The sequence below is a fragment of the Mucilaginibacter sp. genome (assembly GCF_965277465.1).
In the GTDB taxonomy this organism is placed as follows: Bacteria; Bacteroidota; Bacteroidia; order Sphingobacteriales; family Sphingobacteriaceae; genus Mucilaginibacter.
In genome coordinates, this window is sequence record NZ_CBDICW010000002.1 from 126,224 (window position 1) to 138,686 (window position 12,463).

At 40.7% G+C, this 12,463-nt stretch carries 13 protein-coding genes and 1 tRNA gene; 8 read left to right on the forward strand and 6 right to left on the reverse strand.

Annotation, left to right across the window (positions count from 1 at the left end; genetic code table 11):
• Positions 1–53: 53 nt before the first annotated feature.
• The 4 genes from ACQY4U_RS12850 to ACQY4U_RS12865 form a co-directional block, all read right to left on the reverse strand.
• The gene (locus ACQY4U_RS12850; RefSeq protein WP_428329846.1) at positions 54–815 is read right to left on the reverse strand and encodes a class I SAM-dependent methyltransferase; all 762 of its coding nucleotides are present in this window, start codon (positions 813–815) and stop codon (positions 54–56) included.
• A 140-nt stretch (positions 816–955) separates the two neighbouring features.
• Positions 956–1,297 carry a hypothetical protein gene (locus tag ACQY4U_RS12855; RefSeq protein ID WP_428329847.1) on the reverse strand — a complete coding sequence of 114 codons (342 nt, stop codon included), beginning with the start codon at positions 1,295–1,297 and terminating at the stop codon, positions 956–958.
• Between the two features lie 82 nt (positions 1,298–1,379).
• Positions 1,380–2,246: an aldose 1-epimerase family protein gene (locus ACQY4U_RS12860; protein WP_428329848.1), complete on the reverse strand. Its 867-nt coding sequence runs from the start codon at positions 2,244–2,246 to the stop codon at positions 1,380–1,382.
• 250 nt (positions 2,247–2,496) lie between these two features.
• Positions 2,497–4,926, reverse strand: coding sequence for a bifunctional YncE family protein/alkaline phosphatase family protein (locus ACQY4U_RS12865; protein ID WP_428329849.1), 2,430 nt, complete (start codon positions 4,924–4,926; stop codon positions 2,497–2,499).
• A 317-nt stretch (positions 4,927–5,243) separates the two neighbouring features.
• Between ACQY4U_RS12865 and murB the strand changes: the two genes are divergently transcribed.
• From murB to ACQY4U_RS12880, 3 genes are all read left to right on the forward strand, one after another.
• Complete coding sequence (murB, locus tag ACQY4U_RS12870; RefSeq protein ID WP_428329850.1) at positions 5,244–6,263, forward strand: UDP-N-acetylmuramate dehydrogenase; 1,020 nt, start codon at positions 5,244–5,246, stop codon at positions 6,261–6,263.
• Between the two features lie 267 nt (positions 6,264–6,530).
• The gene (locus tag ACQY4U_RS12875) at positions 6,531–7,067 is read left to right on the forward strand and encodes an RNA polymerase sigma factor (RefSeq protein WP_295794593.1); all 537 of its coding nucleotides are present in this window, start codon (positions 6,531–6,533) and stop codon (positions 7,065–7,067) included.
• A gap of 124 nt (positions 7,068–7,191) precedes the next feature.
• Positions 7,192–7,434 carry a cytochrome b5 domain-containing protein gene (locus ACQY4U_RS12880; protein WP_428329851.1) on the forward strand — a complete coding sequence of 81 codons (243 nt, stop codon included), beginning with the start codon at positions 7,192–7,194 and terminating at the stop codon, positions 7,432–7,434.
• Positions 7,435–7,511: 77 nt separating this feature from the next.
• Here the strand turns inward: ACQY4U_RS12880 and ACQY4U_RS12885 are convergent, their stop codons facing one another.
• Positions 7,512–8,426 (reverse strand): PfkB family carbohydrate kinase, encoded by a 915-nt coding sequence (locus ACQY4U_RS12885; RefSeq protein WP_428329852.1) that lies wholly within the window; start codon positions 8,424–8,426, stop codon positions 7,512–7,514.
• Between the two features lie 97 nt (positions 8,427–8,523).
• Here ACQY4U_RS12885 and ACQY4U_RS12890 point away from each other — a divergent pair.
• The 4 genes from ACQY4U_RS12890 to ACQY4U_RS12905 all read left to right on the forward strand — a co-directional run bounded on the left by ACQY4U_RS12890 (position 8,524) and on the right by ACQY4U_RS12905 (position 10,201).
• A tRNA-Asn gene (locus ACQY4U_RS12890) sits at positions 8,524–8,600 on the forward strand.
• A gap of 307 nt (positions 8,601–8,907) precedes the next feature.
• Positions 8,908–9,225, forward strand: coding sequence for an ArsR/SmtB family transcription factor (locus ACQY4U_RS12895; RefSeq protein ID WP_428329853.1), 318 nt, complete (start codon positions 8,908–8,910; stop codon positions 9,223–9,225).
• A complete protein-coding gene (locus tag ACQY4U_RS12900) occupies positions 9,225–9,716 on the forward strand; it encodes an SRPBCC family protein (RefSeq protein ID WP_428329854.1) in 492 nt (163 codons plus the stop codon). Before ACQY4U_RS12895 ends, ACQY4U_RS12900 begins: the two co-directional genes overlap by 1 nt.
• Positions 9,717–9,760: 44 nt before the next feature.
• Positions 9,761–10,201 (forward strand): VOC family protein, encoded by a 441-nt coding sequence (locus ACQY4U_RS12905; protein ID WP_428329855.1) that lies wholly within the window; start codon positions 9,761–9,763, stop codon positions 10,199–10,201.
• 149 nt (positions 10,202–10,350) lie between these two features.
• Here ACQY4U_RS12905 and ACQY4U_RS12910 read toward each other — a convergent pair whose 3' ends face one another.
• Complete coding sequence (locus ACQY4U_RS12910) at positions 10,351–11,742, reverse strand: hypothetical protein (protein WP_428329856.1); 1,392 nt, start codon at positions 11,740–11,742, stop codon at positions 10,351–10,353.
• Between the two features lie 246 nt (positions 11,743–11,988).
• Here ACQY4U_RS12910 and ACQY4U_RS12915 point away from each other — a divergent pair, with 246 nt between their 5' ends.
• A complete protein-coding gene (locus ACQY4U_RS12915) occupies positions 11,989–12,357 on the forward strand; it encodes a nuclear transport factor 2 family protein (RefSeq protein WP_428329857.1) in 369 nt (122 codons plus the stop codon).
• Positions 12,358–12,463 lie beyond the last annotated feature (106 nt).

Consider the following 12,463-nt stretch of genomic DNA (forward strand, 5'->3'; position numbering starts at 1 on the left):
ACGGAGTTAAAACACAGAGCACACAAAAGCGAATATTATTTAGCTGCCCTTTTTTAAACTTTACCAAAATAGATCTCGGTTTCGTAATGGAAGCTCACTTTTCCATCAGTATTGTATTTATCAAAAATAGCTTTTAATAACGTGCGGAAATTTTTGCCGCTCTCGGAATTTTGCGCCGGAACGTATGAGGATGAAAATGCCCTGCCCATTAATCCATCCTCGTCAAATACCTGCGAGTTAGGGTATTTTGCAATTTGGTATTCGCCATTTTTAAAAAAGGCTTTAAAGTTTATCTCGGTAATGTTACGGTGATTTACTTTGTCGTAATCAACCATATCGTGCTTCAACAACTTTTCATAAGCCATTGAGAAAGCATCAGCCGTGGTTGATCTGTTATTCCATATCAGGGCAACATGCCCGTCATCGTGTAATATTCTTTTAAATTCAAAACGAGCCCTGTCGGCATTAAACCAATGGAAGGCCTGTGCACAGGTAACCAGGTCAATGCTTTTGGTAGGCAGGGTTGTGGCTTCGGCAATGGCATCAATGGCGGTGTATTTTTTATTGGCACCGAGCCATTGTTTTGCTTCCTGCTGCATGGCCTGGTTCGGCTCAACTGCAAAAACGGTATAGCCGTGGTTGAGTAACAGGTTTGAAAATATCCCGGTTCCGGCACCTATATCAGCAATGGCGGCATCATCACTAAGCTTGCCTGCCTTTTTAAGAAACTGAATTACTTCATCAGGATAGGTTGGCCGGTACTTTGCATAATTAGCTACCCGGTCGGTAAATCTTTTAGTTGGATCGGTAATCATACAAACAGTTTTAATTTGGGGGTATAATAATTAACCGGTTAATATCATTCACCTAATTTACCTTTAAAAAAAGGCAGTTCCAAAAAAAATGCCTGCTGATAAATATCGGCAGGCATTTTTCTTTATAGTTCTGAAATAACTTACAGAATAAGTATCAATACTAATATAATGATGATAATGGCACCTACTGAAAGATAAATTCCACCGCCACCCATAGCATTAGCTTCGTGTTTTAAGCTTTTAAGCTCTGTACGTAATTCTTTACGGTCAGCCTTAGTAAGCTGTGATTTATCCATTGCCTTGATCTCATTAACCCTTTCTTTAATTTCTTCAATGCGGGCTTGTTTCTGCTCAGTGGTCATGTTGGCAATGGCCTCTTTGTTTACTGTGTTTTTGTTATCAGTAACTGTAGCAGCATGGCTGCTGAAAGCTGCTAACGTAAGCATCATAGTAACAGCAAATAGATAGATTTTCTTTTTCATAGTTTTTAAATTTGTGATGATTTGTTTCTCAATAATAATAATAACCTATGTTTTGTTTTAATAATGTAAAAATTATTTATGGCTAAATACTGATGAAGTATGCGGCCTCAAAAACATGCCCTGGTTTTAAGCTTTGAATGTCTTCTTTTTGGCTGATGTCCACATGCTTGCCTTCGGTGTCTGCGCAACCTAACCAGGGCTCAATACAAACAAAATCGGCCCCGCTTTTAGCCCAGATGCCCAGGTAATTAAAATGCGGAAACTCAACCGAAAGGGAATGTTCGTGCTTATCACTTTTTATGCTTACCGCCCTTGATTTTATATTTTTAAATACCAGTGCATCCGAGTCGAACAAGTCATGCGTTAGGTATAGCCTGTTTTTAGGGGTAGGCACAGGGTGCGTTTCTCCACTAAAAAAACCATCTTTTGATAGCAGGTGTGTTACTAATTTCTCTTCAGTTTCAAATTCAAGGTAATAGTCCTCATAGTTTTCGCCGGGGCCAAAAGGAACATTAAATGCCGGATGGCCGCCAACAGAAAAAGAGATAGTTTTTTTATCGTGATTGATAAGCTTGTAAGTAAGCCTTATTGCGTTATCAATTAAGGTGTACAAAATCTGGAAATCAAATTTATAAGGGTATACCTGTAATGTTTTTTCGCTGTTAGGGAGCGAAAAGGAAGCATGTACCTCGTCATTCTCCAGTAAAACAAATTCCGATTGCCTTGCAAAACCATGCCGCGCCATGTGGTAGCTCTTACCATCAACCAATAAAGTATCATTAATTAAGCCGCCCACAACCGGGAACAGGTTAGGTGCATGCCAGGGCCATACGTTTGCATCGGCCTGCCAAAGTTGCTCGGTTTGGGTTGCTTTATTGTAGATGGAGGTAAGCTGTGCTCCTTTTGCGTTTATTTCAACTTTTAAAAAGTCGTTTTCTAATATGGCCATAGGCTTTAATATATAGGTTGTAAAACTTTCTAAATTATGAATTTGTTTTTAAAATCAGGATTAAGCATTTACTGGATGGCGCTAAAGGAAAAAAGCCTACCCTCTTTTCCGCGGGGATAAAGAAGGTAAGCTTTTTTGTTGTTTGCCTTTCAGGTTGTTATGTTAGGCAGTTGAAAACTGCCGGCATAGTTTACCACGGGTTACGCTGCGCTAAACCCGCGGCAGCAATACAGCAGTATTTTATGCTTCATCAATCATCATCGTCTTTCTTTTTCTTTTCTAATATTACAAAGGCACTGCGTTTGGGGGCAGGCATTACTGCGCTTTCGCCTTTAACATATTTCCATATTACCTCGTTAAGTATGAGGTCGGGTACTGCATCCTCTTTTGCCAGGTTAAATGATTGCGAGCGTTTGCTGCTTTCGTTCACAGCTATATTGCGCTGCTCCAGGTTAACCTGTGCCGCTTTTGCCACGTATGGCGAAAAATCGGGTTTGTTGGTAAAACATTCATATAAAGGAACGGCTGCGGCATCATACTGGCTCATTGGCGGTAAGTCTAATATCAGCTCAATAGTGCGCAGTACGCCCGATGTTGAATACATGTCATGGATCACTGCATTACGTTTAACGTAAGGCCCGGCTATCAGAACAGGCGAACGGTGTGCGTCCACATGGTCGGGGCCGTTTTGGGCATCATCCTCCAAAATAAATACTACCGACTCTTTCCACGCAGCACTTTTTGAAAGATGTTCAATAAACCGGCCTATTGCCAGGTCATTATCACCAACTGCCGCAATAGGCGAAATAGCTCCCTTATGCTGCCCGCTGGTATGATCGTTACAGATCCTAATGGTATTAAATTGCGGTACCGCGTTTACGGCTAATAAGGAGTCAAAATCATGCTCCCATATCTCCTCGCGTTTTAAATCTTTTATATTTAAATCAAACCCTGGCGATGCCGGGCATAAATGGCCCTGTAATGATTTAATGTTGGCTTTGCCATTCTCAGCAAATTCGCCATAAGTGCGGTAGCTTACACCCGCCCGTTTACAATAGTCCCATATGTAGCCATCTTTTGGGTCGCCGGCTTTGCGGGTTCCTTCCGAGTCATAATCGCCGCCGCGGCCGCCATAGCTGGTTGGCCATGTTTTTTCAATAAAGTCAGTAGCATACGCGGCTGTGCTCCAGTTATGCCCGTCGGCGCTCACTTCGGCATCTACATAAAAATTATCCAGCAGTGCAAATTCAGTAGCAATAGCATGGTGGTTTGGCGTAACCTTATGGCCAAATATGCAAAGCGAGCTATCTCCGTTACCTTGCGGTAGATCGCCCAAAACCTGGTCGTAAGTGCGGTTCTCCTTAATAATATAAAACACATGCTTAATAGGTGATTTCTCTCCTCTTTTACGCGGAATAGGGTTACCCTCTTCGCCAGCTGCCAGGGCAGTTACCTTATTGTTAAAAGGTGTGTTGGCATATACCTGTTTGGTATAAACCTTTAGTTGCTCGGGCTTTGGCGCATCAATAAATGAGAGCGTACCTTTAAATAAACCGCCAATATATTGCTCTTTGCTGTTTGTTGCCCCTTTCTGGTAGCCGCTGTTATCGGCTTTTTTTACTGGTTGCGGCCCACGTGGGTTAGCCATTGAAGTAAAGCCCTTGCCATTGGCAATCAATATTTTATTATCTAATGTTTTTACATTGGTAGGATACCAGCCAACAGGGATAAAACCCATACTTTGGCTGCTGCCGGGTTTGGTAACATCAAACACAGCCAGGCAATTGTTATCGGCATTGGCTATATAAAGTGTTTTTTCGTTAGGCGATAGTGCCAGTCCGTTGGTTGTCGACCCGGTTAGTTTGGTAGGGTACAGTGTGGTTGAAAAAACTTCAATTGTTTTGCGGGTAATGGTATTAATAACCGAAACCGAATTATCATTCGCGTTAGCCACAAATAAGTATGTGCCTTTTTTGTTCAGCAATAACTCGTTTGGGTGGCTGCCCGTTTTTATACTGCTTATAGCTCCTGTTGTGGTATTGTAACAGCTTACTTCTTCGCCGCCCCATATAGATATGTATAACGTTTTTTCATCCGGCGACAGAATACAGCTATATGCCTCGGCAGCTAACTTAACCTGTTTTATCACTTTGCGGTTAATTGGGTCAATAATATACAAGGCACTATCTTCCTTGGTAACCGTGTATAAACGCGTATTACTTTTGTTTACCGCAATACCGGTTGGGCAAATTTTATTTTTTGGCCAGGGGCTGCCTAATTTAATAGTATCGGCCTTGCCAATTTTATCATCCTGGATTTGAAAAGACACAATCCAGTTGTCGTTACCGCCCGATGCATAAAGCATTTTTTCATCATGGCTAAAAGCCAAACCATACCAGGCTTTACCTACAATTTTTTCGTCAATCTGCTTTTGGCTCTTGGGGTCAATCAGCTGTATGGATTGCGTGCTTTGCCCGTTGTTGGTAACCGCCAGCAACCTGCCCGAAGTGGAAAGCTGCATGTTTAAAGGCAGATCGCCAAGGGGTAATGCCGTGCCTGCCGGACTAAGCTTCCATCCGTTGGGCAGTAACACCTGCCCGGTATGTTCAATTTTTCCGGGTGTTTGAGCCCATAACTTTACGGTTAAGAATAGCAGGCCGATCAGCAATTTTGTTTTCATGGCTAAATAATAAAGTTCAAAAATACATATTGCCACTGATGGTTTTTAGGGCTTAACATAAACTTAATGTGGGCGTTGCCTGCGGTCCGGGCTGTTCACTCATACACCTGTAAGGCCTTAGGCACAAAGGCCGGTATCCGTTGCCATCCCTAACATAGTGCTTTGGGGTATTAGCTACAGTTGAAAACTGCCGGCATATTTAGTCACGGGTTACGCTGCGCTAAACCCGCGGCAGCATTAGCATCACTAATACATATTTGCATATTCATCCGTCAATCCGCACATTTGCATAGCTGCACCATTGCACGCTTTTTATTATGCTCCAGATCCAGGAAAACGTATCCCTTAAAAATTTTAACACATTTGGCGTTGAAGCCAGCGCCCGGTATTTTGTTGAAATAAACCATAAGGACGATCTGGTTGAACTTTTTATGGATCCGCAATGGATGCAAACCCCCATGCTGGTTTTGGGCGGCGGCAGCAATATGCTTTTGCTAAATGATTTTGCCGGCCTGGTAATCCGTATCAATATTCGTGGTATAGAGCACCGCATCAGCCATAACGAAGTGTTTGTTGAGGCGGGGGCAGGAGAGGTTTGGAACGATCTGGTTAACTTTTGCGTTATCCGTGGTTTTGCAGGTATGGAAAACCTGAGCCTTATTCCCGGCTCGGTTGGTGCATCACCCATTCAAAACATTGGGGCTTACGGCGTAGAGCTGAAAGATGTTTTTTATAGCTGCATTGCTTTTGAACTGGCAACAGGTGCATTTAAAACTTTTACAAAGGATGAATGCCAATTTGATTACCGGGAGAGTATTTTTAAAAGCGAATTAAAGGGACAGTACATTATTGTGTCGGTAAAATTCAGGCTATCATTAATACCCAGCTTTAATTTAAAATACGGCGCCATTGAGCAGGAATTAAATAACCGCGGCATTCATCAGCCCACCATTGCCGATGTATCAAAAGTTGTTGCCAGCATAAGGGTATCTAAACTGCCCGATCCGTCAACCATTGGTAATGCGGGGAGCTTCTTTAAAAATCCCGTGATCAGCATGAATGAGTTTCTGCCTTTACAAACAAAATTCCCGGAGATTGTAAACTACCCCGGTGCTAATAATATGGTAAAGTTAGCTGCCGGCTGGCTGATTGAACAATGCGGCTGGAAAGGAAAAGTGGTTGGAAATACCGGAACATGGAAGAACCAGGCATTGGTATTAGTGAACCACGGAGATGCCACCGGTGCTGAAGTGTATACATTTTCGTCGCAAATCATAGACAGTGTGTACACTAAATTTGGCGTTATGCTACAACGCGAGGTGAATATTATTAGTTAATTTTTTTTATTAGGAATAAAAAAACGATGCTCATTCTGCATTTTCCGGCGTTAATAAATTTCATCTGTTTTTCATTTTACGATCTTTTAAATAATCGTTTTATTGTGTTTAAATAGCTGTTTTTTAGCATCTTGCTAATTTTATGGTGTATTTATTACACTATTGTGATAATGCATGTTTCTTTAAAGTACATACCCTTATTTTAATGCTTTAAAGTTTTTTAATGGTATCATGTTTGCCTAACTGTTAACACAAAACATTAACAGAATGACAAAGATTGAGTTTAACACCCTAGTACTACGTCAGGCAACCTCGCTAAGGTCTTATGCCTTACACTTTACCCACGACGCAGATGATGCTAACGACCTTGTTCAGGACACAATGTTGAAAGCCATAACTTATTACAATAAGTTTAAAGAAGGAACAAATTTAAAAGGGTGGTTATACACTATCATGAAAAATACTTTCATAAATAACTACCGTCGCTTTATAAAGATGAACACTTTTGTTACCAAATCTGATGAGATAAGCTCACCTAACCTGGTATTTAGTTCAACAAAAAATCAAGGCGAAGCCAAATTTGTAATGGACGACCTTAAAAAGGCTTTAGATAGATTACCTGCTGATTATTATGTGCCATTTACTATGTATTTTGAAGGCCATAAATATCACGAAATTGCCGATCACCTTGAGATTCCTATCGGTACAGTGAAAACCCGTATACATGTTGCCCGTAAGCTGTTAAAGAAAAGCTTAAAGGCGTATGATAATGGTGTAGCAAAACCTGTTTACGCAGAAAACTAAACTATACTTTAATATATAATGAAATCTCTCTGCCAAAAGCAGCGGGATTTTTTTTTGCCTGCTAATTGGTAGCATAATTGTTAATTTGCTTTTATATTTAATTAAGCAAATCCAAAAAATATAAATGACTGAACTACCTGTGTACACCCGGTCGCAGCTTGCGTTGCGTAACGGGCAGGATAAACCCGAAGTGTGGGTAGCTTACAAAGGGTTGATATACGACGTTACATGCAGCCGTTTATGGCGTAATGGCAAACATTATGAGCACTGGGCAGGGCAGGATCTTACGGCCGAACTTGCCGATGCCCCGCATGATGATTGGGTGTTCCAGAATTTTGACCCGGTAGGTAAACTGACCACTGTTTGATCTCCCAATTAAAAGGATCGTAAACAGCGGTCAGTTTATATAGGTCTTCTTAAAAGAAGAAAAATGTTAGGCAAACGTTATATCTCAAATTTCGCCAGGTTCACAAACTCTTCTATACGGGCAGTTATTTCGGCCTGACTAAGATTCCTTATTTTTTCAGTGCCGAATTTCTCAACACAGAATGAAGCTAATGCTGATCCGAAGATGATGGCATTTTTCATGTTGTTAAAATTAACCGTGCCAACTTTAGCCATATAGCCAATAAAACCTCCGGCAAAGGTGTCGCCTGCGCCTGTTGGGTCAAATACATCAGCAAGCGGAAGGGCAGGGGCAGCAAATATGTGATCCTCGTTAAATAACAGAGCGCCATGCTCTCCTTTTTTAATGATCAGGTATTTAGGGCCCATTGTTAATATTTTGCGCGCAGCTTTAACCAATGAGTATTCGCCTGATAGTTGACGGGCCTCAGCATCATTAATAGTCAATACATCAACCATTTTAATGGTTTCCAGCAAATCGTCCAGTGCAATATCCATCCAAAAGTTCATGGTATCCATTACAATAAGCTTAGGGCGGTTTTTTAGGCGCTTGATGACTGTTTGCTGTACCTGTGGCGTAAGGTTGCCCAGCATCAGGTAATCACAGTCCTGGTACGATTCTGGGATGATAGGGTCAAAATCAGCCAAAACATTAAGTTCGGTAATTAAAGTATCGCGGCTGTTCATGTCATTATGATACTTGCCGGCCCAAAAAAATGATTTTTCGCCAGCTTTAACCTGTAAGCCTTCGGTGCTTATGTTGTGTTTATTAAGGTCTTCAATTTCGCTTTGCGGGAAGTCGTCACCCACAACGGCAACAATTTTTACCTTATCATAAAAGTAGGCAGCAGCCAAACTTGCGTAAGTTGCGGCCCCACCAACAATTTTATCTGTCTTTCCAAAGGGTGTTTCAATGGCGTCAAATGCCACAGTACCAATCACTAATAAACTCATGAAATTTTATTTGAATTTTATTTTAATTTTTTTTTGACAAATATTGTGAAATTAACCGGGAAATCATACTTTTGCACTCTCCTAAACGGGAAACGATTCCTGAGTAGCTCAGCTGGTTAGAGCATCTGACTGTTAATCAGAGGGTCCCTGGTTCGAGTCCAGGCTCAGGAGCCATAATGGGCAAGCACGAAAAATCGGTCGCTTGCCCTTCTTTTTTTCTCTCTACCCCATCTGTAATCTTTATTACAAGGATATATCCACTCCCAAAAAGCGACTTAATATTGTAATCTTCAAATACCAACTTTTAGGATATATCAAATCAGTTAATTCTCCTTTGTAGTAAGTTGCTGATTAGAAGACTAAGACAGTCAATAAAACTTCCCGTCAGCCTAATTTGGAAAAATAATTTAAAATAAATTTGCGCAACTTAAAAGTTGCATATATATTTGCAACCTTTAGGTTGCTTAATTAGCTATTCAAAATGAATAAAGATATATTCCAGGCTATTGCCGACCCTACGCGCAGGGCTATTTTAACTTTAATTGCTATACAGGCTTTAACGCCAAATGTAATGGCAGAAAAATTTGATATGAGCCGGCAGGCAGTATCGAAACACATTAAAGTATTACAAGAATGCGAATTGATTAAACCCAAGCAGAGCGGCAGGGAAATTTATTATCACTTTAATGCAAAAAAAATGCAGGAATTTGACAACTGGTTGGCCCAATTCAGGCAAAACTGGGAAACTCAATTTAACCAACTTGACCAATTATTAACAACAATTAAAGAACAGAAATAATGAACAACGATTTGCTATTTGATTTTAATGTTGACAAAGCAGCTAAGACGGTTTATATAACCAGGGAATTTAATGCCGCACATACTTTAGTATGGGATGCTTTTACCAAAGCCGAACTGCTGGACCAATGGGGGGCGCCTGCACCTATGCGTGCCAAAACCAAGTATATGAATTTTGAAGTTGGCGGGCGGCGATTTTACGCAATGATAAGCCCCGACGGACTGGAACGTTGGGCGGTGCAGGAATTTACATCGATTACCCCGAAAACCAATTTTAAGATGTACAACGCGTTTGCAGATGAAAACGAAAACCGCGAATTGCCGGGGTCTGACTGGGACTACACCTTCAGCGAGCAAAATGGTATAACCAAAGTGGACATTATCATTTATAATGAATCGTTTGAGCGATTGGAGAAATTATTGGAAGGCTTCAAAATAGGCTTCACAATGACCTTAAAAAATCTGGAAGAACTTTTGGCTACTTTATCATAGACAACCTAAAAGAAAATTTACAATCACTTTAAGAATTAAAAATTATGAGAACAATCAATCCCTGGATCAACTTCAATGGCAATGCCGAAGAAGCGTTTACTTTTTACAAATCAGTTTTTGGCGGAGAATTTACAAAGATCATCCGTTTCAAAGATCTATCAAGCGCCGAGTTTCCGATGGCAGCCGATGCTGAAGAGGCAAACAAAATAATGTACATTGCATTACCTATTGGTAAAAACAATGTTCTAATAGCCAATGACGTTCCGGCATTTTTGGGTCGGGTAAGCGAAAGCGAAAACAGATCTAAAATTGTAGTTAGCGCCGAAAGCCGTGAAGAAGCAGACAAAATATTTAGCGGATTGTCAGCAGGCGGGGATATTGAAGGACCGATCGGCGATAGCCCCTGGGGTACATACGCCGGAATGTTCAGGGATAAATATGGCATTGAATGGATTGTGGAATTTGATCCCAGCTATAACGGATAAATTTTAACCGGACACTCTGAAGAGCACAAGCCCCGCACGTCTGCCGGGCTTTTTTTTATGCTTTTTATTTTTTGGTTGCTTTATAGCTTTTTTGAAGATCCGCAAATGCTACCTTCTGCATATTACATACGGCTAACGGATAAGTATTATTACTTCTGTTTCTGTGCAAAAAGCCAGGGTAATAGATCCGGTGTTTTAATAACATTTTCCCAGATGTTGTGTGCTCCATCAACATATTCTGTATATATGGGGTATCCTCCGGCCTTTTTAATTGCTGCAATCATATCCCGCGTACCGCTGACTGGTACATTTTTGTCTTCGGCGCCATGAAACGCCCATATTGGCATATTAACAATTTTTGATGCAAGGTCAGGGTCGCCTGCTCCACTTACAGGTATGGCTGCAGCAAACATATCAGGATGCGTACAGATAAATTCCCATGTTCCATATCCCCCGCGTGACACTCCTGTTACGTAACGTCTTTTTATATCTATTCCAGGCTCATTTAGTTTATTAATGGTTTCATAAACCATTGTTTCCAGCGAAGCGTTCCCTGCAATACCTCCCCATCCTTCACCCTCGGGGCAAAAGGGTACCAAAATAAATGCGCGGTAGGTGTATCTGTTAAAATCAGTCGACAGGAATTCAGCCCCTCCGGCTTCGTAACCTCCATAAGGCAGGCACACAACTAAAGGGTACTTCTTTTTTTTATCGTAATTCATCGGTTTTATTAAAAGATAATGCAGGCTGTCTCCATCCTTGTCAACATAGGTTTTAGCTCCCCCTGCTAATCCAACCAACTGCTGTGCCTCTACAGCATTGAATTGCCGCCAATCAACATGTGCATCGCGCTCTGTAATTAATGATCCTCCTGTTTTTATTGTTAGTGCTATGGCCACTATTGCAACCAGGCCAAATACTACTGCTAAAAACTGTTGCCTGGTGGCCTTTACAGTTTCAGTTTTTAGCGCCCTCATCTCTCCCAATAAATTCATAATAAACAATACATTAACCAGGTTCCAGGCAAGCGGGCTCCATTGGGTAATTTTTCCTAATAAGGCAACAAATGCGGCATCTTTGGTGTAAACCCGGCCAATAAGTGCCAGCATCACAACCAGGCCTGTTAACAAGCCGCAGACGCCTGCCAGCTTTAGCCAGAACCTTGTTCGTGTGCCTGAAAATATAAGGCCCAAAGCATATACAATATTGGAAAGCAAGCTCAGCAGGATTGCAGGCAGATAATAGCTTTCCAGTTCTCCTGTCGTTAACATAATATAAACAAGAACTATAAAGACGAGATTTATTATTACGCTAATAATTCCTGTATAAAAGGCAAAGCGGTAGTTTTGATCATAATAATATTTCAACAAAATTATGGATGCTGTAAAGGCAATTATATTCCCCAATATAAACCAGGAGATGAACGACCCAAGCTTATAAATTTCGGCTCCCATTTGCAACCCGAATACAAAGCTCCATATACCCGATACGGTGGTTAAACCCAAAAAAACAATTAAAATAATGTAAAGGCTCCTATTCATCTCTATATTGGTTTGATGCTTATTTGTATGCCACAGTAAACGATATATTGCTGGCAATATTATCTGCCCTGATTTTGAGTTTAGCCGTTGATATATAGGCAATTTACAAATCTTAAATAAATTACGGTAATGGTTAAAAGTAGTGGATCACAGGGTATTCTTTTTTATATAACAGCTAATTGAAAAGCGTGGTTTAGGTCATTAAATCTACCTCCATATTTAGAATTTAACTAATTTAGTTGCACTATGACAGCTGAGGAAAAAATGCTAAAAAATCAAGCTTTAATTAAAAGTGCTTATGCTGCTTTTAATGCCCGGGATATTGACGCAATACTAATGGTAATGCACCCCGAAGTTAAATGGTCAAGGGCCTGGGAGGGTGACTATGCCATCGGGCATGATGATGTGAGAGCTTATTGGGAAAGGCAGTGGAAAGAGATTGACCCAAAAGTAACGCCGGTTGGTTTCCGTGAGCGAGAAGACGGAACATTAGAGGTTGAAGTTGACCAACTGGTAAAAGATTTTGATGGCAATATTTTATTTGATGGAAAAGTAAAGCATGTATATATAATTAGTGATGGTTTGTTGCAGCAAATGAATATCGACTTGAGCTAAATTGGGTAACCTGCTATTGTGTTTCTTTGTAATAGTTAACTTATGTTAAAGTTATAGATCTAATTGCTTCATTATTTAACTTGCGGTTGCACTTAAACTTATCAAA